The organism is Candidatus Pelagisphaera phototrophica, from assembly GCF_014529625.1.
Lineage (GTDB): Bacteria > Verrucomicrobiota > Verrucomicrobiia > Opitutales > Opitutaceae > Pelagisphaera > Pelagisphaera phototrophica.
Map to the genome: position 1 here is coordinate 2,542,398 of NZ_CP076039.1, position 22,056 is coordinate 2,564,453.

The window sequence follows — 22,056 nt, forward strand, 5'->3', positions numbered from 1 at the left end:
CGTGTATGCTTCGAGGCAGCACAAGCTCAATATTCCCTCAGGCATCTTGCCTGTGACAACCGGCTAGAACCCTCTCCTACTTTTTCAATAAATCAGGTCCCATTGCAGGTCCGCTATCCTTGTCACCTCTCTCCACTTCGATTTCAATCGAACTGTAGGTGATCCAAGGGACCTGCTGCAGTCTGGATCGAATCCCTTTTAGCTGATCTAGAGAACCTGATGCATGAATCGTGGCTGCAAAGTGTTGCGGGGCGATTTTCCACAGGCGAATGCTTGGCGTTACCGCTTGACCCGACGACGCTACCAATTCCCGAATCTCCGCCTCCTTCTTTCCGTATTCGCCACCGTCGAGCAGGATTGACGAGGTTTCCCTTAACAGGCCCCAAGCCCACTTCGTGATAACGACGGCACCGACTATTCCCATCAACGCATCAAGCCAAAGCAGTCCGTAGAACTTTCCAGCCGTAAGTGCCACGATGGCGAAAACAGATGTCAGGGCATCTGCCAATACGTGAAGGTAGGCGGCCTTCAAATTATGGTCGTGGTGATGATGATCCTCGTGTCCCTGATGACTGTGGGGGTGGTCATCCGTTTCGTCGTGAATATGGCTATGAGAATGGCCGTGGCCGCTGTCATGCAGAATCTTGGCGCAGCCTAAATTTACGATGAGACCGATGATCGCTACGATGATGGCTTCGTCAAAAAGGATTTGCTCTGGCGAAAAAAAACGACCGACCGACTCAAGCCCCATCACAAATGCGACCACAACAAGAGCGACGGCACTGGCGAACCCGCCTAGGACGCTTACCTTGCCGGTACCGAACTTGTAGAAAGGGTTGTCCGCGTGTCTTCGAGCATACCAATAGGCAAACAACGTGATACTGAAAGCAGCCACATGAGTTGACATGTGCCAACCATCTGCAAGCAAAGCCATCGAACCGAATAGAATTCCCGATACAATCTCCCCCACCATCATGATGGCGGTGATAGCGATCACAATCTTGGTTGAGCGCTCGCCCCGTTTATGCCCTATGAGCATCTCGTGATTATCGCCGTGAGCCCTCATTTCAAATAGCTCCTTACAATACTCTGAATCTCTTTTCCAGTATCGCGAACCCCTTCGCTAGCATCGTCGCTTTCGACCAAATGATGTTCGATATGACTCAAAATCAATTCTTTTGTCAGGGCGTTGAGGGCACCTCGGCAGACAGCTGTATTTTGGAGGATAGCGAAGCAATCCTCACCCTCAGTTAACGTGCGTTCAACGCCTTCAAGTTGCCCCTTTAAACGTTTCACGCGAGCGATGAGCTTTGTGTTTTCTGTAACTAGATGTACCAACTTTATGCGATAGAGGGGTATTGTATATTTCAGTCAAGTTGAACTCTCATAATCCAAGAAGAAATAAAGCATCTCCGGGGAAAGTCCCGAGGTATTTTAAGGTAGCGACGAACCCACCGACACCTCGAGTTCAGCGACAACAGTCTTCGCCTTTCAGGCTACGCCCGTCATGAGCTTAGAGGTATTTACCCAAAGGGTATAGAACGACTACTAGAAATGCAATAGCACGTTAAACGTATTCCATGCAATAAAGACCAGAATGGGATTGTTTCGAATGGCTGATTTGGCTCAAATGCCCAATATGCTCCAAATGGCGAAATGAATTAGTTGATGTCTCTAGAATCTAATACGATAGAACAAGTTGTCCTACTGGATGACGAAGGGTGCTCCATTGGCGCCATGCCGAAGTCTCGCGTTCATACTGCGGATACACCTCTCCATAGCGCGTTTTCCATATTCCTGTTTGATGGGAATGGAAAAATGCTGGCCCAACAACGAGCCCATTCTAAAAAGACTTGGCCTGGGATTTGGTCGAATGCGTGTTGTGGCCACCCCGCCCCAGGCGAATCGCACCAGGCCGCCGCTCGCCGACGCCTTCGTCAGGAACTTGGCATCGACAATATCGAACTCGAACTCGCATTGCCCGACTTTCGATATAGGGCGGAGTTTCAGGGAATTGTCGAAAACGAGATCTGCCCCGTATTCATTGGTCTTTGCCATCAACAACCAGTCCCCAATTCTACCGAGATTGCCGCCATCGACTGGGTTGACTGGAATGACTTCGCGGAAGCCTGCAACAGAGAAACCAATACTCGATTCGACTCGTTCTCTCCTTGGTCACTAATCGAAGGCAAAGAGCTTCAGCAACAGGTAGTCATCGAGTCTTATACCTCCGGGTTGAAATCCTAAGTTTTGTTGGCGAACCGTTAGGTCACCGATTGACCTCTCACACGAGCACCTTGTAAGCTATTTCGGGGTAGAGCTCCGCATAGAAAAGAAAGCTTTGGCAAGAATTGCTGTAAAAATTAGTTAGGCAATCCCGGATACCTCCATTTAAAACTTGCAGCCTCTGTTCTGATTAATAATTATGGATTTTAAGACATCTGTTGTGACACGTACCTCATCCATTATTGCACTCCTTTCCATGGTTTTCAGCCTCGCCGCTGCAAGCTCTGGAGCTAAGGTGTTTTGTTCACACCACGATGGATTCGGGCACGTCATTTCCTACGAATCACACGAAAAGGAAGTCCATGCTTCTTGCGTCCACCAGCACGCGGATCAGGGGCACGCCACGCACGATCATTCTCACAATGAGGCCGACTGCGAAGACGTCGAATTGGTAGATTCAGAACTTGAAGACCTGTCCTCAAATAGCGACCGCTCGAAGGGCAAGGCCCCTACCATCCAGCTAGTTGCCAATATTTTCTCAAGCTGCGAAATAGAGATGTCGCTCGAAGTCGCTTCCCGGCCTCCGGTTTATCGCATCTTAAAAGAAAACGAAAGTCGTCGGTTCGCCAAGATCGTCCAGATTCGCTGCTGATTTCCTAATCAAGAAGGGTGCACCCACATTGTCTGGTGCACACAGAACGACAGAGACCGTCTTCAGTCTCTGGGTTACCTTTCAATTGAATTAGGAAATTCTATGTACAAACGAATTGCAGCGATCGCTGCTACAATATTCTCCATCGCGACTTCTATTGGCCAAACGGACCCTTCCCCAAATCGCGAATGGGACCAAGCCAAAGCGATCGCATTCGCCTTGGAAAACAACGCAGATCTGCGAGCGGCCCGACTTTCGATCGAGCTGGCAGAGTCCAGGTTGGCCAGAACTGGCATTCGGTCCAATCCGACTATGATTATCGAATACTCGAGCGACTTCCTGTTCAACGACGAAGGCGAACACACCCTTGGCGTGGGTTTTATGCAAAAGTTTCCGCTAGCGAATCGCTTGAAATTAGCCAAAGCGGTTTCTCGAGTCGATATTGCGAAAGCCAAAGCCGAGGTTCGAATTCAGGAAATAGCCATTGCCCATTCGATAAACGAGGTCGCTCTGGAACTTCAAGTCAATGATACCCGCCGGGCCTCTTTGGGCAGGCTCCTATCAAAGTCAGAGGAAATCGCCTTCTTTATTCAATCAAGGGTTTCATTCGGAGAGTACTCGCAGCTGGAAGCGAATCAAGCGACTCTGGAAGCCCGTTCTCTGGCACAGGAAATCAATCAGCTTTCCGACGAACGAAACCACCTTCTCCACGCCCTTGAGCCTCTACTGGGTCTCAAGGCGGAAAAGGAAATGTCCTTTATTGAGATTAAGGAGATCGACCTGAGCGATGATTCGCTCCTGTACGAGGACTCGATCTTCGATCGTCATCCGGAATTTCAATTGGCTACCCTTGAGGCTTATTCAGCCGAGGCCGAGATCGCTCTCGCCGAGTCAGAAAACTGGGAGGACGTAACCGCCCGGCTCTTTTGGGAAAACGAACGTAGTGTAGATGAGCCCAATGGCTTGGGAACAGATCGGTTTATTGGAGTGGGATTGTCGATTCCCCTACCGTTGCGAAAGAAAGGAGAGCTTCGGGCTCGCGAGCAGCGAATCGCCCGCGACCAGTCACATATGAAGGCCGCAGCAATAAGGCTGAGAGTTCAACATGAGATCGAGCACGCGCGTCACGAGATGGACGATCTCAGGAAAAGCATCCATAGCTACCGAAAGGAAGTCATCGAACTCGCGGAACAGCAGCTAGAGGAGACGCAGGCTGCCCACCAGAAGGGACAGGTGAGTTTCGTAACTCTCATGGACGTCCAGCGCCAACTTCTCGAAATCGAGCACAATCATTTGGATACATTGGAGTTCTTTGCCCGAGCGAGACAAAAACTGGAAATCGCCCTACTGAAGTCGCCGGGGCTCTCTCAATAATTTTGGTAACCATGAAATTTCTTAGACCTATCAGATTCTGCTCGATCCCCATCATCTGCCTGTTGGCAAGCCAGGCCATGCTAGGACAAGACAAGCCCGAAAACATTGTCATCCTAGACGATGTGGCAGTCGTCAATCTAGGGATTGAGACCGTTGAAGTCGACTACCAGGACTTCGCCGAGACTCTCTTTGTGATCGGGCGCATCGAACCCATTCCTTCTCGAAAAAGCGTACTTAGCAGCAGAATACCGGGACGTGTTGTCAAGATTCATGCCTTTGAGGGCGACATCGTATCGCAAAATGCGCCTATCATAGAGATCGAAAGCCTGCAACCCGGCGACCCTCCTCCCCGAGTCAGTCTTGGCGCCCCATTGCCCGGAATGGTTATGAAAAACCACACCCATATCGGGAAGCCGGTGGTATCCGATCTGGAGCTATTTGAGATCGTCGACTTGTCGCAGGTTTATGCCGTCGCTAGAATACCCGAGGACCAGGCTGGAAAGCTTTCCATAGGGACTAAAGCGGAGATTCGCGTCGCCGCATTGCCCGATGACGTTTTTGAAGGAGAACTCGAGCGATTCGGAACGGAAGCCAATACCGAGAACGGTACGATCGACGCCCTTTTCATTATCGAAAACCCTCACTACAAGGCTCGCCCCAACATGCGGGTGGAATTCTCGATCCTTCTGAGCACAAAGAAAAAAACCCTCTCTATTCCTCGATCTGCCCTCCAGGCTGACGGCATCAACCGTATCGTATTCGTCAAAGACTTCGAACTACCCAACGCCTTTTTGAAATCCCCCGTGAGGATTGGGGCGCAGAACGAGTCGTCGGCAGAGGTGCTTAACGGCCTCTTTCCTGGGGACGAAGTCGTTACCAAAGGTGCCTACTCGCTCCTCTTCGCAGGCGGCGGCATCTCCCTCAAGGAAGCTCTCGATGCCGCGCACGGACATGAGCACAACGAAGACGGATCCGAAATGACCGCGGAACAGCAGTCGGGTCGCGGATCCCGCGACGGGATGAGCCAAAACGAGTTTTCTGCCAATTCAAAGTTGGGCCAACTGATCGTCTTTCTCGCCATACTCAGCGGACTACTCGTGATCCTACTTGTATTGAGCATCGCCTTCCCTCGCCACCCAAAAGAACGGGCCGAAAGATAGAATCAAGGTATGCTAAACGCTCTCATTAGATTCTCCTTAGCCAATCGGGGCCTGATTATCGCAGGAGCCATCGTTGTCATATTATTCGGGATACAGACTGCTCGTAAGCTTCCTGTGGAAGTTCTCCCCGACCTCACTAAACCTACCGTGACGCTTCTCACAGAAGCGCCGGGTCTCGCGCCGGAAGAAGTGGAAACACTGGTTACCCTGCCCCTTGAAAGCGCTCTCATGGGCGTGGCTAGCGTAACCCGACTACGGTCCACCTCTGACGTTTCCCATTCACTCGTATTCGTCGAATTCGAATGGGGAACCGATATCTACAAAGCGCGCCAGTTTGTACAAGAGAGACTCCAGTCAGCTCGCGAGAACCTGCCAGAAGACGTCTCCCCCTACATGACACCGGTTGCTTCCTTGATGGGTGAAATCATGCTAGTGGGACTTCGCAGCACCGACGGGAGCGTAGAACCCAGAGAATTGAGAACGCTTGCCGATTGGACCGTTAAACAAAGGCTCCAAAGCATTCCCGGCGTCGCCGAGGTACTTTCGATGGGAGGCGGTATAACGCAAGTCCATATACAGCCAGATCCATATCGAATGCGTTCGCTGAATATAGGATTCGACGAATTGAGAGAAGCTGCCACCCAGGCCACAAGCAATACGACCGGCGGTTTCATGTCCGCCAATTCCCAGGAAACCATGGTCCGCAATCTGGCGATGACGACGGACTTAGAAGCGATCGGATCCACTTTGATCAAACACGTCAATGATCGGCCTATCAAAATTTCGGACGTAGCTAATGTCGTTTGGGACGTAGCGCCCATGAGAGGCGATGGCGCGGTCAACGGATCCTCCGGCGTCATCATGAGCGTCACCAAAACACCAGGGTTCGACACGCTCACTTTAACGCGAAAAGTTGAGGACGCACTCAAGGCGCTTCAAGCGTCTGCGCCGCAAAGTGTGGAACTCATCCCGCTTTTTCGGCAGGCCGACTTTATTGAGAACGCGATTGGAAATCTGGAGGAAGCCATTCGTGACGGAGCCATCATGGTTTCGCTGGTGCTTCTACTCTTTCTGCTGAATGTGAGAACCACGCTGATAACACTGACCGCGATTCCCCTTTCCTTCGCCATCACCTTGATAGTATTTCGCTTTTTTGACATCAGCGTCAACGCAATGACGCTCGGCGGTCTGGCCGTCGCCATCGGAATGGTTGTGGACGACGCTATCGTGGATGTAGAGAACGTGTTCCGACGGCTTCGGGAAAATGCCACGGCCCCGTCCCCAAAGCCTGCCCTTGAAGTCATTGCCAGCGCGTCGGCTGAAGTGAGAAACTCGATCCTGTACGCAACCTTGTTCATCATTCTCGTTTTTCTGCCCCTCCTGGGACTAACCGGCGTAGAGGGACGGCTTTTCACTCCCATCGCAATTGCGACAATTACGAGCATGAGCGCTTCTTTTCTGGTTTCGCTAACGGTCATTCCCGTTCTCTGCTCATTGCTCCTCAAGCCGAAACCCGGTCGCGTCCACAAAGACGGAATCATTATCAGGTCCTTGAAATGGGCACTGAAAAACACATGGCTACGCCTTTCCTTGAGCTACCCGATCGCGGTTATGGCCATTGGGGCGGTATTTCTTTCCGGCGCCCTCAGCCTTTATCCCACAATGGGCAAGGACTTCCTACCCTCCTTCAATGAAGAAACCGCGTTGGTGGCGCTGACAGCGGCTCCCGGCACGTCGCTTGAACAGATGAACGAAATATCGGATGTCGCGGACCGGCTTCTCCTCGCCATCCCAGAAATTCGGAACGTAGGAAGACGCATTGGCCGTGCCGAAAGGGGCGATCATGTGGTCCCTGTTTCCACGGTCGAGTTCGATATCGACTTCCGGGCAAGCGACCGATCGCGAGCTGAAATCCTGGAAGATATCCGAGCGACGATGCGCACGATTCCCGGAACGTTCAGCGCCCTGAGCGGACCGCTAGCGGATCGGATTGGACACATGCTAAGCGGTGTATCCGCAAAATTAGCGATAAAGGTTTTCGGTCCGGACTTGAACGAGATTCGGCGTATCGGAGAGCAAATCCAAAAGATCGCCCAAGGCATACCAGGATTCGAAAATGCCCGCACGGAACAACAAGCGCCCATTCCCCAGCTCCGCATTGAGATCGATAGAGAAAAGGCGCTTTCCTATGGGGTGACCCCCGGTTCGCTAAACGAACAGCTCAGCAGCCTCATTGGCGGCGAGCACTTAACGGATCTTTACGAGGAGCAAAGATCGATCGACCTAGTCCTGCGACTCCCTCCCGAATGGCGCGGGTCACCCGTGCGCTTGGAGACCCTTTATATTGATACGAAGAGCGGTCTCAAGATACCTCTCTCGTTCGTCGCGGACATAAAAGAAGCACGCGGACCCAATGTGATTCACCGAGAGAACATGATGCGACGGTTTGTCGTTAGCATAAATCCGAACGAAAGGGACCTCGCTTCTCTAGTTACCCGTCTGCAATCAGAAACCACTTCCAACGTGTCACTGCCAAGTGGATACTTCATAAGCTTCGAGGGCGAGTTTCAAGCCCAACAGGAGGCTTCCAAGCGAATTGCTCTCCTAAGCATCGTCGTGCTGCTGATAATCTCGTTTCTTCTCTACAACTATTTCTCCTCTCCTGTTTTTGCAATCCAGATTCTATGCGACATCCCGCTGGCTTTGATCGGCGGTATCGCTTTCACCTGGATAATGATCAACAACATCAGCATTGCCACCCTGGTTGGCTTTATAGCAGTGGCAGGCATCGCGGCCCGAAATAGCGTCATGCTGATATCCCATTACCTGCATTTAATGAGACACGAAGGGGAACGTTTCTCCCGAGCTATGGTAGTTCGAGGAACCTTAGAGCGTCTGGCACCGGTTCTTATGACTGCGTTGTCAGCGGGTATTGCCTTGATTCCGCTCGTCCTCTCTGCCGATGCTCCTGGCAAGGAAATCCTTCATCCGGTGGCAGTTGTCATCGTCGGCGGTCTAGTCACCTCGACCATTCTTGGCCTTGGGATCACGCCGGCTGTCTTCTACGCCTTCGGTAGAAAGGCGGCAGAAAAAGCCGTCAGAAACAAAGCGGCCGCCTCGAACTAGCGTATCCATTAGGAAAATAGTCAGTCATAGTCATAACGCACCCCTTTTTCAATCACTCACCACCCAGTCAATCTCAATAATGTCTAATCCTTTCAAAATGATCAAAAAAACGTCCAAAACTCCACTACGCTTCTTATCCGCAGCTATGTCGATCGCTGCGCTTTTCACACTAGGCTGCTCCCAAGATACGTCCGAAACGCGCACGGCTCACGTTCATAGCCATGATGAGGATCATGATTCCACGTATCACGACGAAGTCGCCCATCAAGATGACGGCGAAAAATCGGAAGGAGGACCCAATGGAGGACGCCTGATAACAAGTGTGGAGCCCGCCGTAGAGTTCATCGTGCAGGAGGACAGAACTGTCGTAATCCAGCTGCTCGATGAAAACCGGAACCCAGTAACTCCAACGAACCAGGTGATAACTCTCATTGGCGGAGAACGGACCAGTCCGACCTCGCTCGCATTTGCCAAGAAGGGTAATCGACTCGTATCAGACCAGCCGATTCTAGAAGGCGCCAGCATTCCGGTCGTACTGCAGATCATGGCCTCAGCCAACGCCGCCGTCGTTCGGGAAAAGTTCAACATAAACCTGAGCGAATGCCCCACCTGCGACTACCAGGAGTACGCTTGCGTCTGCGGTCACGATAACCATTGAGCGCATTCCAAAGAAGTCGAACTCTTGAAGAGTGTCCAGAGACAGGATCCAGCAGCTCGAGGGTACCGGGCAATCGCCGAGCACCCGCAGATCGTAATACAAGCTTCGAAATCGCCTACTACCCATTTTGACTAAGAGGTAAACAGATCGCCTGGTAGCGATCTATTGGAGCTGAACGATTCCGCTCAAACGAAACTTGCTTGTCCCTTATCCTAGATCTAGGCTGAAGGGCAAATGAGTCGAAGCATTCTTCCGATCCTATTGGCACTGGCCGCCATCTTGTCATTTGACCTCTGCACCGAGGCGAAAGAGCCGGAAACTTGCGGCCCCTACACAGCTTTGGAGCGCAACACGGAGATCGTTAAGGACGTCAAGGTTTCCGCGACGGGAAGGGTCTACCTCCTTATCAATCCGACGCACAAGGAGAAGGAGATCGTCCTCAAGAACTCTCAGCAGTTCAAAGCAGGCTACCGCAACTGGTACAATGGCGAGAAAGAGCTCGTTTCAGCATCCAACCAGGGCAAAGCCCCCAGCGAGTATAACGAATGGGTAGAAACCTCAGCCAACTACATCGAGTATTACATGGATGGAGACATCATTCTTCATCTAGTAAAATCCGAAGTACACACTTTCCAGAAATAGAGGCTCTTAAACCTAGTTTTCTACAAAGTCGCGATCCATGCACGAACACTCGATTCTCACCGATCTCGCTTGGATTCTCCTTTCTGCCGCCGCCGCAGCCCTTATACTACAACGCTTTAGGATTCCGCTCCTGATCGGCTACCTCGTAGCGGGGTTTCTCGTCGGGCCCCACCTCGGCTTGTGGCCTACTCTGGTAGTACTGGAGAACGTACAGGAGCTCAGCGAGCTCGGCGTCATTTTTCTCCTTTTCTATCTAGGGCTCGAATTCGATTTCAGCCGGTTGAAGCGGGTTTTCGGTCCCGCATCGGCCGCACTGATCCTGCAAACGCTCACGATGCTTTCGCTGGGCATGGAGGCAAGCCGCTGGCTTGGACTCTCCAGCGTGGACGGATGGTTTCTCGGAGGGCTTCTCTCGATCAGCTCGTCCATGGTATCCGTCAAACTGATTCGCGAGCGAGGGCTCTTCAACAAGCCGCACACGAACCTCACCATAGGCGTTCTAATCCTCGAGGACGTTCTGGCGATACTCCTTCTCGTCCTCTTAAGTGGAATGGCTACGGAGGGCACCATGAACGTCGTAGCGGTCGGCCGCTCTATCTTGTTCATAGGGATTTTTACGGTGCTTATTTTCCTGATCGGCAAGCTGGGCGCTCGCCGGCTCGCCCGATTCCTAGCTGTTCATGGCACGACGGAGCTGATCACCATGGCCTCGCTAGGGCTCATCTTCCTGATCGGGTTACTCGCCCACAAATTCAACTTTTCATGGGCCCTGGGTGGCTTTCTGGCGGGAGCGATCTTCTCCCGTTCCCATCTCGCACAGAAGATCGAGCTTCTAACCGAGCCCCTTCGGGACATGTTCAGCGCCATGTTTTTCGTAACAGTGGGCATGCTCATCGACCCCAAGGCTCTCATATCAAATGCCCCCATTATTCTCGGACTGTCGGTAGTCGTTATCTTGTGCAAATTCTCCTCCTGCTGGCTCGGCTTTTTCCTCGTAGGTCGGTCTCCAAGGGACGCTTCGCGAGCTGCTCTCATTAAGTCTCAAATCGGCGAGTTCAGCTTTGTCATCGTGGCAATCGGCACCGCGCATGGAGCCACCAGCACCGACCTACAGTCAGTCGTTTCCGGTGTGGCGTTCATAACGATTCTAGCAACTCCTACCCTCGTCCAGAACGAAGGCCGCATTCTCCGCCTCACCAGTCGGCTATCGCCAAAGGCCCTTGTCAATTTCTGCACGCTCTATTCGCAGTGGATCGACACGGTCCGTCTTTCATTGAGTCGCAGCGTATTTCTCAAGCTCGCCAAAAAACCCTTTACCCTAATCAGTATCCATTTTTTAATTATAATGGCGATTATCATCGCGGCAGCTCTTGTATCCGCCCGATTGCCGGTACCCAACTTCCTCCCTTTGTCGCAAGACCTCTTCCAGCAGTCCGTCTTTCTGCTATCGGTTCTCTTCTCGCTACCCTTTTTGGTCGACACCATGAGAAACCTGAACGTCCTCGTTTGGCTCTTCTCTGACACAGCCCTAAGTAGGCCCGCCTTTCAGCAGTTCTCCAAGGGGATCTACCGCTCCGCTTTCAACGGGCTGATCCTGCTTATTCTGCTAATGTTCTACGGTAGCGTATTCCTGCTCGTAGCCGCCAAGTACTTCCCTACAGGATACGCCTTCGTCGCCTTCCTTATGATAACCGGAGTGGTCGGTTGGGTATTCTGGAAGAAGCTCGTGCACATGCACCACAATTGGGAGACCGCCGTCGTTAAGTCTATGGCGAGCGAAGTGCAGGATCGCATTTCGCAAAAGATTTCGACTAACTTGGAGGCTCTCGAGTCACGCGAGCCCTGGGATGTAAGCGTGGAACCCGTCATATTGAGCCCCGATTCCAAATGGGTAGGCATGGAGGTACGGGAAATCGATCTGCTGGCCAATACCGGTGCCCTGATTGCGGGTATTGAACGAAACGGTTTCGAACTCGTGAGCATTGACCCGGTCACCCATCTCTACCCCAATGACCAGATATTCCTTTTAGGCGAGAGTGATCAACTAAAGCAGGCCAACAATTACCTAAACCAGAGGAGCGAGGACGGGTCGTCAAAAACCGAACCGTTCGTTTTTAAGCGGGAAATCATTCCACCTCTTTGCAGCTGGATCGGTATGCGCATACAGGATACTGAAATTCGAACCCGATTCCAGATTACCATTGTCGGCATCCAGAAGGGTGAAAATCGCATCATAGGTCCTTCGCCCGAGCAAATTCTCGATGAGGGAGACCTCATCCTCCTCATGGGATCAAGTGATAAACTGAAAAACTTCAAGCGCGAGCTTAGCCAGAAAACCAATCCCGACGACATCAACTCTGACTTTTCTGAGGATTAGGCTCGAACCCGTGGTTAGCGCTCGTCGCCCCAACACTATTTCCTAGCTTGCCACGTCTATTGCTAAACCCTTCAATGGATCCGTGAAATCAATTCTCGACGGCATCGGAAAAGTTCTGGCTAGGCACCTATCCCAACCCACCCAGCGGGAACCCCGCGGAGCCACCGCCCCGCCCGAGAAACTGAGATCCACCCTAAGGAAGGGAGATGTCCTACTAGTAGAGGGCGCAAGCCGCTTTAGCGTAGCCATCAAGTACCTAACTCAGTCCACCTGGTCCCACGCAGCGCTCTACATTGGCGATGCCGTAGACCCTCCCGAAGAAGGCGAAGACGCTCGGGTAATTGTGGAAGCCGACATACGCGAAGGCATTCGGCTGATGCCACTGTCGATTTATTACGAGCGCCATACCCGCATTTGCCGTCCGGTCGGACTAAGCACTGAGGAAATCGACAGCCTCGTCGACTACGCCGTATCCAGAATTGGCGGCCGGTACGACCTGAAGAACATCTTTGACCTCGCACGCTACCTCATCCAACGCCCCCCTGTACCCGGGCATTGGAGACGGCGACTCCTTTCCATTGGCAGTGGCGACCCAACTCGTGCGATCTGCTCATCACTTATCGCTCAGGCGTTCCACTCAGTCAGCTACCCCATCCTACCTGAATTTGTTCGCTATGAGTCGGCGGACCCTAGACGCCCCGGAATCGAAAAAGAGTACGCTCATATCAGGCACCATAGCCTCTTCGCTCCCAGCGACTTTGATCTGTCACCCTACTTCGACGTAATCAAGCCCACCGTCGAATACGGATTCAACCCCAAAGACATCAACTGGAGACACCCCTACGAGGCCATCGCCGACGCCCACGAATAACTTTTTGAATTCATAATTCAATTACGGTAAGAACTCGAAAGATTGTCCCTCAATGCCCTCAGGTCTTTAAAACGATCGGGTTCGATGCGCATGAGGTTTCGCTTCTCGTAAGGATCCTTGGCGACATTGAAAAGGAACTCGCCGTCGTCCGGAGTCTGCAAGTACTTCCAGTCGCCAGACCTTACCGCGCTCCAGGGATTTCGCCCAAGCTCAGCGTGCACTCCTAACTCCCAGAAAAGCATACGTTCGCTCCACCCAATTCCTTCAATCATCACTGAAGACAAATTTCTTCCATCCAGCCTCGATTCATCTGAGGCAATCCCTGCCAAACTGCAAAAAGTGGGGAACAGATCCAGAGAACTGCAAACAACGTCGCTTGCGTTCCCCGCCTCAATTTTGCCCGGCCAACGCATGATACAAGGAACCCGCAAACCACCTTCAAACAAAGTAGCTTTATCTCCGCGATAAGGTAGATTGTTTCCCCCATACACCGGATCTCCTCCATGGTCTGTGAGAAAGATGACGAGCGTGTCTTCAGAAAGACCATTCGCATCCAGTGCCTCGATGACCTTTCCCACTCCGTCGTCAAGCGAAACGGTCATCGCTGCGAATTCCCGACGAACCTTGTCCTCAATTCCAGATACTCGCCTCAAGTCCTCAGCCTGCGGCTGCATGATGTTGATTGGCGTCCGAGTGCTGGGACTCCACCCTTTTCCAAAATGAGGCGCATTGTAAGCCAGGTACAGGAAGAACGGATCTTCCTCGTCCTCTCGATCTTCAAGATATGAAATTGCCTCGTCAGTTATCAGTTCAGTCGCGTAGCCATTCTCACTCACATGAACCTCCTGGTGATACCAGTCTGGTATATTGCCATACGTCATCGTGAAAAAGTCGATACAACCGCCTGTATGACCGATGAAGGAATTAAATCCGTGGCGGGTTGGGAGCAGATCTTTCCCGCCGTGACCCAAATGCCACTTTCCAATCAAGGCAGTGTCGTACCCCGATTCTCTAAGTTTCTCCGCAATAGTCGTTTCACTTTGCTGGATACCGGTTTCCTTATGCTCATCCGCCATGAACATCAATGCGCTCAGCAACTGGTCTTTGGACCGACTTGGATTCTGACCTGTCAGCAAACCGAATCGTGAAGGCGTGCAAATCGACGAGGCGGAATACCATTGCTCGAATTTCAACCCCTCGCTCGCCAGTCGATCAATATTAGGGGTTGGAATTTCACTCCCATAGCACCCGACATCGTTGATCCCCTGATCATCGGTAAAAATGAGAAGGATATTGGGCCGGTCCGCTGCGAGCGATGTCGAGGCGAGGCATAGCGAGACAATAAGGGCTCGAAGAAAACGCATGGAAAAGTTTCACTCAAAAAGCATCCGATAATCAAGACAGGAGATTTTTACAGGGATTCTCCGGGCAGCCAAATCGTCGCGCCAGCACTAGCACTATTCCGCGTTTCTGGAGCACCTGATACGGAACATCGCAAGCGCTGGAACAACAGAGAAGACGAATCGAACTTACCGAGCGGATAATATATTTTTAGAACCCAATGTAGGAGCGGCTTTACGCCGCTATCATGCCAACCGAGGATAGCGGTGTAAAACCGCTCTATCCGTTCGCAAACTCTGTAATTAACCTAATCAATCCAGAAACCTTTAACCAAAGCAGGCAAGATGTTAAATTTATCTATGTACTCCGCGGAATCTGTCGCTAAAACAGCCCTTTGTCTCAAATACACTCTTTATGAAAAACCGATACTTAGGAAATTCCGGATTAGCCGTTTCACGCGTGTGCTTAGGCACCATGACTTTTGGAAAATCTGATTGGGGGTGCGACCAGCAAGCCTCCCAAGAGATGGTAGATGCTTACATCGATGCCGGAGGCAATTTCATCGACACTGCAGATCTTTACGCAGAAACCGCGTCGGAGACAATCCTAGGAAAAACGCTAAAAGGAAAGAACCGCGACAATCTTGTAATCGCATCCAAGTGCTGGTTCCCTTTGAATGCCACCCCGAATGCTAGAGGCCTCTCTCGCAAGCACATCGTGGAAGCCTGCGAGGCTTCTCTCAAGCGCATGGATCTCGACTACATTGACCTCTACCAGATCCATGGTCCCGACCCCTATACCCCAATCGAAGAGACCATGAGCGCCCTCAACGATCTGGTAACGTCCGGAAAGGTAAGATACATCGGCTGCTCCAATCTCTATGCCTGGCAGCTCGTCAAGGCAAACGCCGTGGCTCAGAAAAACGGATACGCCCCTTTCATTTCAGGTCAGTACCTTTACAATCTAATCCGACGCGACATTGAAACGGAAATCATCCCCGCGTGTGCAGACCAGGGAATGGGCGTCCTGTGCTGGAGTCCCCTAGCGAGTGGACTTCTAACAGGAAAATACCGCGGGGTCGATATACCCGAACCGGGTTCAAGATTTAAAGAAATGGGGGAAATCCTAAATGAACGATTCATCTGGAACGAGGCTCTCGAACTGGTCGATCTGGTCTGTGAAATCGCCGAGGAGCTTGGTAAAAATCCCGTATCTGTGTCCTTGTCTTGGCTACTAAAAGACTACGCTATTACATCTGTGTTGGCAGGAGCCCGCTCGGTTGAGCAACTCGCGCCGTCACTCGAATCCGGTGATTGGGATCTCCCGCGAGAGCATTACGACCGTCTCACCCAAAAACTTCCGCGAGAGCATGGCTACCCTTGCGACTGGATGAAGATAACCCTTCTTTCGAATTTCACAAAAACGGAACTCGAACCCAATCGAGCCCAGCGCTTTCCGCCTTTGGCCTAAATCTAAGTAACGGTAGTGGGCGATCTCCGAGCGCCCACCAACTATAAAATTCCTGAGGGCGCTCGAAGATCGCCCGCTAACTTAAAAAAAAACCTCGGGACTTGACCCAGGGATACTCTATTGGCCACGCATAACCGATATTCGGTCAAGTACGCAGTCCTAAAGACGCTTCGAGGTCAAAACGGTAGACCCTACGCGACTCCCATCCCACGCGGTCGCTATCACGATGGCGCCAGGATCCATATCCGCTAAACCGATCGACCCAACCTCTCCCTTTTTACCGCTACGTGTCGCGCGAATGGCCTGACCTTCTTGAGTCGAAAACCGGACATCTGCGTTGGGAAGGGTTCTAAACGCTTCAAGTCGTGAACGAGCGATACGACCCGTCGACGATGCGAACGTTTCCAAACTCGATCCTCCACGGGGTTTCTCGCTTGGGGAGTCTATCAGATTTCTGACCCGCAACCCAATCGCCGGATCCTCCCCTCGGGGGTCGAATTCCATTTCCAGAAAATTCCAATAGAAAGGGTCTCCGGATTTCTGCGGCTCCAGTTCGGGGCTCGCGTGTGTTTTGTGATAGAGGGCGTGGATTTCCAGGTCACGACCATCCACGTCCTTCATGCGAGGTCCAAAACCCGGGATCACAGCCCTACCTCCACTTCGTCCAATGGGACCGAAGCTACACTCGATCACGTTGTGCTCTCGGTTCTTCATAATACAGCCATTGTGGACATCACCGTAAACCGTCACGACTCCGTCCCGCGAACCGAGGAGCTCCAGGACCCTATCGGCTCCTGCCTTGACCCAGCCTGCGTAGTCTGCGGTTACCCGATCGCGCTGCTCGAATCTTTGCGGATGGTTCGCGCTCGCGGTCCCACCGGTCCAAATAGTATGCATTCCATTGATACCAGTTAAGCAGATGAGCTTGGAGGAATCGGTCGTGATCAAATCATTCAACCAGGAAAACTGATCCTCTCCCAATAAGCTCCTAGTCGGGTCCGTTCGATCGTAGAGGCTTTTGAAGGCATCCCATCCGCTGTCATCCCAGATATCCACGTTCTGCGAGCTTCGCCACAATCTCGAGTCGAGAATCGCCAAGGTAAAGTCGCGATTGGGCATTTTCCAAGCCCGCCATTTCTTCGGGTTCTCCAACGGATCCACTTCTTCCGCTCCCGTAATGAGGTGATGCACAATCTGGAAATTGCGCTTCATATATTCTGTATCTTGCCCTAGTCCCTTTATCTTTCGGATCACTATCTGCTCGGGACCTTTCACATCGTCCATCCCATAGTCATGGTCACCCGGATTGATGATGTTCCAGTGCCGCATACACTGCCATCGACTGGTCGGACCACATATTGAATTCTTCACAACCTTATAGGCATCGTCGGTACTCGGCGGATACAATACCAGCTCCATGTACCAAACATCATCCTCCCAAACCATAATCTGGAAGTTGTAGTTCTCCAGGTACTTATACGATCCCTCCGAAGGCTGGTCCCGAAATTGCCATTCACCTCCCCCACCTAGAATTTGGTAGCCACCGCCTGTCTTCCTTTGAAGCCCACTGGTTAGCGCATGGCAACTAAGGCCGCACAGCTTGTAGGGAGCCGCTAAGCGTGGAAGCCTCCCGACATAGTTACCCGTCCTTGGCACATCGCCCACAAGCCCCGTTCCCGGCCCCACAGCTGACGTTCCGATCCGGGGATCAGAGGTCACATTCACACCATCTTTCCATACCGTGTAGTACATCGTCTTCTCAGCAGGAGAATGCGGCAAGGAAACTTCAATTACCGCCGTGTTGCGTCGAAAGTCGTTGCTGACAATATTGGCAGAACCCGCTAAATGAACTGACGCCCATCCATCTTTGGGATTTTCCGTATCCGAAATTCGAATTTCCGCCTTAGTTCCATCCGTATCGAAAATCCCGATAAAACGAACCTTCCAAACACCGTCATCCTGTGCCAACGAGTCACCGAGCGGATAGCAACTCAGACAATCCGCATGGCCCGGTGCTAATTGATTCGACGCATCTGCGATCACCTCAAACGAATCGACCGAATAATCCACTAGCCCTCGACCGGATACTCCGACATAGCCTTGGGTCGCCACTTCCGGTAATTCCGAGGCAATTTTCACAGTCTTGTCGTGAACCTTTAGTGACAATTCCACAAGGCATATCCCGTTCCCCAATGGAGCCATGGTAAGCCCCATTTCAACCGAATCCCCCGGACTCAGCTCGGGAAACCCCTCTTTTAGAACTTTACCCGGGGCAGCGTTTCTCCCGCTGCTTTTTCGCCCGTGCATCAATGCGAACTCACCCTTGTCCGTCCAGACCGCGTGATTCACTTTTTCCGCTTTGTCGTAGCTTTCGAATACGGATGTCGCTCCGAAAGCGATTCCAAAAAGGCCGTATCCATCCTGATACATTTTCCATTCTTCCTTGTCGCCGGGCTTCGGTTCGGAGCGCGGTGCCAAATAGGTGAAACGGGCTTTCACCTCATAGTCACCCTTGAGCTTCCAGTCATTCCGATAAAGAATCCCGAGCGGCAACGAGGGATCGTAGTCCGTTTCCATGGACCTCCCAGCCGTTTGAGAATGAAACGGGAACCCCGTTCGCCGGGCCCGATCGCCCACGTTGACCAGACGCCTCCGCAATGCCCTGTCCTTGATTTGCCAGTAGCCCGGATTGAGCGACTCCCAGCCGGGACCCACCACCAGACTGTCCGGCTTCGCGAAGGCGTAGCGAGTCGCAGATATCCCGCTCGCCGTTTGAGCTCTAAATGGAACCGATCCCGCTAGGGCCATCGCTCCAACAGCGCCTGCACTGGACGCGATAAAATCACGGCGGTTAATACCATTCGAGAAATTTGGTTCGTTGGGTGATATCGAATTCATAGAGAATAATGTTGAACGAGATACATCCTAAGAATTCAAACCGGAGCCTCAAGGATTTTACCTAAACATTTTGATCGACGAAATTATCACCAACGAAGATCCGTCTCTAGTTGAGATAGTTTTTGTGACGCTTAGTATCCTTCGTGGGATAAAAATTGATACGCTTTACAACAAGCTTAGAGGCCCCAAACTAACGTCCTGGTTGCAGGACACTCATTAAAAGCGAAGATGTGATTTTCGAAGTAGGGCTGTACCTCAAAAAAGAATCTATCCTTAGTCATTGTATTCAAGGGCCTTGAAAACTCTAGCGAATCGCCATGCACGGAGGCTATCAAATCGAATTCCCTCGTCGCCTTTTGTTTCAAAAGGGGTGGTGAAGATAGAATCGACCCTCAGAAAGTTACGTCTCCCACAATCGGTCGCTTATCAATTGCGTCTGCTCCTCAGTGAAATCTAGAACACACTCGCTTTACCTTCTTCAAAGATTGAGGCGCTCTTCAAGTTTAACATCGAAAGTGGATCGCATGAAAATGCCGTTTCGGTTATCGACACTCGATTCCAAAAAGATGCGCGTCTTTGCGTTAATGACAGCCTCATCTCCACAGACCGTATCAATCCCCAGATTCCAATTTTCGATAGGAATCGACTACTTCAGCAATTTTTCCACCCGCCGCACTTCTTTGAGAATCAAGGGAGCGGCCGCGTCTCTCGGCGAATGCCCGTAACCATCGAGCTCCATGATGCGGGCATCCTTGTGACCCGCGACGCGCATCATGCGCATCATGTAGGCATTTTCTTCGTAGCGGCCGAGCATTTCGAGCTCGCGATCGCCCGTGATCATGAGAAAAGGCGGCGCGTCCGCACGAACGTGATACAGAGGCGCGAGATCGTCGATGATCGGCTGCGTGCCTTCGATCCCTCGCTCCGCCCGAACCGTGAAGTGGGTGATCGTATGTCCGGCGAGTGGAATCAGTCCCGCAATCCGATTGGCGTCGATTCCGTGGGCTCCGAGCCAACGCTTGTCCAAACCCACCATGCTCGTCAAGTAGCCGCCGGCCGAGCTTCCGGAGACGAAAATCCGCGAGGCGTCACCTCCGTATTTTTCGATGTTTTCAAAGACCCAGGCCACCGAAGCGGCGGCATCCTGAATGTAGACGGGAGCTTTCACCTTGGGATGAAGCCGGTAGTTGACCGCGACCACCGCAATACCCTTCTCCTTAAATCCCTCCGGTACCGATTTATTCCCGTTCTTCAAACCACCCCCATGAAACCACACGATGGTTGAAAACCCTTTACGATTCTCGGGAGCATACAGATCCAACACGCAGCGTTCCGCGATGTATGGATCCGTTTTTCTCGGGTCATCCTTCTGATAGGGGATATCTTTTTGCAGGGAATAAGAAAGGTCCTGCCCAAGAAGCGAAAGGCCACCTACCAGAGACAGAATTGAGGCGACTAGAATCGCCGGTTTCATATCTAACATAGTGCCGTTTCTAACTGGAAGTGCCGAAAAGGCAAATACTTCCCGCTCGAGAGCAAAAGCGGGCTTGGTTTTCGTATTGAAGAAATTTCTGTTGAAAACCGACGCCCTTCCTATCATCACCATATTTTAGATTATGTCGCGCCCATACTCCAAGAGATTTCCGCCCCGCCGCCGTGAACCTGCCAACCTTAAAATGGCCATCATCGTTGCCTCGATCGTGACGGTCATCATGCTCTGCCTAGCAATGTTCACAGACGGGATTGAGAATGCTCCTGAATGGACGCTGTTCCTAGGCCACTTCCACCCTGCCCTCCTCCACCTTCCTATTGGCTTCTATACGATCCTTGCAGTCCTTGAGTACCTCGATAGCTCCAAAAGCGGTCCCCGGATCGGGAAGGCCTGCGAAATCGTTCTTAACTACACGGCAATCGTGGCAGTCATCGCCGCGGTTCTCGGCATCCTGCTCGCCCTACCCGGGGGCTACAACGAAACCCTACTCGATCGCCACCGCTGGCTAGGCTCCCTCTCGGCCATATTTGCCTTCTGGCTCATAGTCCTTCGCAACTGGGCAAGATCCAAAAGCCGAAACGGCTTCTCAATTCCCTACCATAGCGCACTCGCCGCAACCCTAGTTCTTCTGGTTGTGGTCGGTCACGACGGTGGCACGCTGACTCACGGCTCTGGCTACCTAACCAAACACATCCCAAGTCCTCTGAAATCGTTATTCGGGATGGAAAGCGACAGCGACGAAACCGGTCCCATCGCAGTCGCTGAAGCGGATGTATACCAAGACTTAATCCACCCAATTTTCGAAGAGACCTGCATTCAATGCCACGGACCCGACAAATCCAAAGGGGACCTCCGAATGGACTCCTTTGAATTGGTAATGCTTGGGGGTGAGCTCGGTGACACCATCGTGCCTGGTGACATCGATGCGAGCGAGCTGATCTACCGGCTCCATCTCGAAATAGACGACGATGAGCATATGCCGCCTGAAGGCAAACCACAACCTACGGAAGGGCAAATCGCCATCCTGGAATGGTGGATACAAGTGGGGGCTATGGAAAGCGGTCTGGTTGGCGAACTCGAGATTCCTGAAACGGTAAAATCCGCGATGGTTGCCCAGTTAGAAGGTTCCGCGGAAGTTGAAGAAAAAGAAAAGGTCCCTGAGATACTAATTCCTATGCTCACCTGGGAAGAGGCCGAAGCAGAGATTGCTACGATAGAGGAAGAACCCAATATCGACATCCTTCGGGTGGCACTCAATTCTCCCGCGGTTCGGGTAAAGGGACCTTTTGGCGACAGCAAATTCAATGATGACGCACTCTCCAAGCTCGAACCAATCGCTAACAATATTGTGGAGCTTGAGATTGGTTTTAGCGATATTACCGACAGAGGACTGGCTGCCGTCGCCAACATGCCTAATTTGGAAAAGCTCTATCTCCAGAAAACGTCGATCACCGACGAGGGCATCCAACACCTGGAAAGTCTGATACGCCTTAGGTACTTGAATCTCTACGGGACCCAGGTTACGGATGACGCCCTCGATGCCTTAGTTGATTTGCCTCGCTTAAAGAGCCTTTTCGTCTGGGAAACTCAAATCAGCAAGTCTGCAGCGGACGACTTCCAGGAACAGAAACTGGAAGCCACCGGAGTACAAGCATGGCAGGATGAAATCGCTGCCCTGAAAGCGAAGATCAGCGACGCAAAAATCCTCGTAGACACTGGGATCGAAACGGGAAATTAGAGAATACTCCATATTTTGCCGACCGGTTCTA

Annotated in this window: 16 protein-coding genes; 11 read left to right on the forward strand and 5 right to left on the reverse strand. The window is 51.9% G+C overall.

Annotated features, from left to right (window positions below; all coding sequences use genetic code 11):
• Positions 1-76: 76 nt before the first annotated feature.
• Entirely contained in the window at positions 77-1,066 is a 990-nt protein-coding gene (dmeF, locus tag GA004_RS10930; protein ID WP_283393899.1) for a CDF family Co(II)/Ni(II) efflux transporter DmeF, read from the reverse strand.
• Positions 1,063-1,338, reverse strand: coding sequence for a metal/formaldehyde-sensitive transcriptional repressor (locus GA004_RS10935; protein ID WP_283393900.1), 276 nt, complete (start codon positions 1,336-1,338; stop codon positions 1,063-1,065). Before GA004_RS10935 ends, dmeF begins: the two co-directional genes overlap by 4 nt.
• Positions 1,339-1,668: 330 nt before the next feature.
• On the opposite strand from GA004_RS10935, the gene idi reads away from it, so the two are divergent.
• From idi to GA004_RS10980, 9 genes are all read left to right on the forward strand, one after another.
• A complete protein-coding gene (gene idi / locus GA004_RS10940) occupies positions 1,669-2,247 on the forward strand; it encodes an isopentenyl-diphosphate Delta-isomerase (protein ID WP_283393901.1) in 579 nt (192 codons plus the stop codon).
• Positions 2,248-2,425: 178 nt separating this feature from the next.
• The gene (locus GA004_RS10945) at positions 2,426-2,878 is read left to right on the forward strand and encodes a hypothetical protein (protein WP_283393902.1); all 453 of its coding nucleotides are present in this window, start codon (positions 2,426-2,428) and stop codon (positions 2,876-2,878) included.
• A 102-nt stretch (positions 2,879-2,980) separates the two neighbouring features.
• Positions 2,981-4,252, forward strand: a complete 1,272-nt coding sequence (locus GA004_RS10950; RefSeq protein ID WP_283393903.1) for a TolC family protein — start codon at positions 2,981-2,983, stop codon at positions 4,250-4,252.
• 11 nt (positions 4,253-4,263) lie between these two features.
• Complete coding sequence (locus GA004_RS10955) at positions 4,264-5,412, forward strand: efflux RND transporter periplasmic adaptor subunit (RefSeq protein ID WP_283393904.1); 1,149 nt, start codon at positions 4,264-4,266, stop codon at positions 5,410-5,412.
• A gap of 9 nt (positions 5,413-5,421) precedes the next feature.
• The gene (locus GA004_RS10960) at positions 5,422-8,538 is read left to right on the forward strand and encodes an efflux RND transporter permease subunit (protein ID WP_283393905.1); all 3,117 of its coding nucleotides are present in this window, start codon (positions 5,422-5,424) and stop codon (positions 8,536-8,538) included.
• A 97-nt stretch (positions 8,539-8,635) separates the two neighbouring features.
• Positions 8,636-9,196 (forward strand): hypothetical protein, encoded by a 561-nt coding sequence (locus GA004_RS10965; protein ID WP_283393906.1) that lies wholly within the window; start codon positions 8,636-8,638, stop codon positions 9,194-9,196.
• Between the two features lie 234 nt (positions 9,197-9,430).
• Positions 9,431-9,838, forward strand: coding sequence for a hypothetical protein (locus GA004_RS10970; RefSeq protein ID WP_283393907.1), 408 nt, complete (start codon positions 9,431-9,433; stop codon positions 9,836-9,838).
• Between the two features lie 37 nt (positions 9,839-9,875).
• Positions 9,876-12,215: a cation:proton antiporter gene (locus GA004_RS10975; RefSeq protein ID WP_283393908.1), complete on the forward strand. Its 2,340-nt coding sequence runs from the start codon at positions 9,876-9,878 to the stop codon at positions 12,213-12,215.
• 82 nt (positions 12,216-12,297) lie between these two features.
• Positions 12,298-13,086, forward strand: coding sequence for a YiiX/YebB-like N1pC/P60 family cysteine hydrolase (locus GA004_RS10980; RefSeq protein WP_283393909.1), 789 nt, complete (start codon positions 12,298-12,300; stop codon positions 13,084-13,086).
• 17 nt (positions 13,087-13,103) lie between these two features.
• Here GA004_RS10980 and GA004_RS10985 read toward each other — a convergent pair whose 3' ends face one another.
• Positions 13,104-14,450 (reverse strand): sulfatase family protein, encoded by a 1,347-nt coding sequence (locus GA004_RS10985; protein ID WP_283393910.1) that lies wholly within the window; start codon positions 14,448-14,450, stop codon positions 13,104-13,106.
• Positions 14,451-14,841: 391 nt separating this feature from the next.
• Here GA004_RS10985 and GA004_RS10990 point away from each other — a divergent pair, with 391 nt between their 5' ends.
• Complete coding sequence (locus tag GA004_RS10990; RefSeq protein ID WP_283393911.1) at positions 14,842-15,897, forward strand: aldo/keto reductase; 1,056 nt, start codon at positions 14,842-14,844, stop codon at positions 15,895-15,897.
• A 159-nt stretch (positions 15,898-16,056) separates the two neighbouring features.
• Here the strand turns inward: GA004_RS10990 and GA004_RS10995 are convergent, their stop codons facing one another.
• Together GA004_RS10995 and GA004_RS11000 are read right to left on the reverse strand one after the other, a co-directional pair.
• A complete protein-coding gene (locus GA004_RS10995; protein ID WP_283393912.1) occupies positions 16,057-18,795 on the reverse strand; it encodes an alkaline phosphatase D family protein in 2,739 nt (912 codons plus the stop codon).
• A 646-nt stretch (positions 18,796-19,441) separates the two neighbouring features.
• Positions 19,442-20,269, reverse strand: a complete 828-nt coding sequence (locus tag GA004_RS11000) for an alpha/beta hydrolase (protein ID WP_343218852.1) — start codon at positions 20,267-20,269, stop codon at positions 19,442-19,444.
• A 142-nt stretch (positions 20,270-20,411) separates the two neighbouring features.
• Here GA004_RS11000 and GA004_RS11005 point away from each other — a divergent pair, with 142 nt between their 5' ends.
• Positions 20,412-22,025 (forward strand): c-type cytochrome domain-containing protein, encoded by a 1,614-nt coding sequence (locus GA004_RS11005; protein WP_283393914.1) that lies wholly within the window; start codon positions 20,412-20,414, stop codon positions 22,023-22,025.
• Positions 22,026-22,056: the final 31 nt, after the last annotated feature.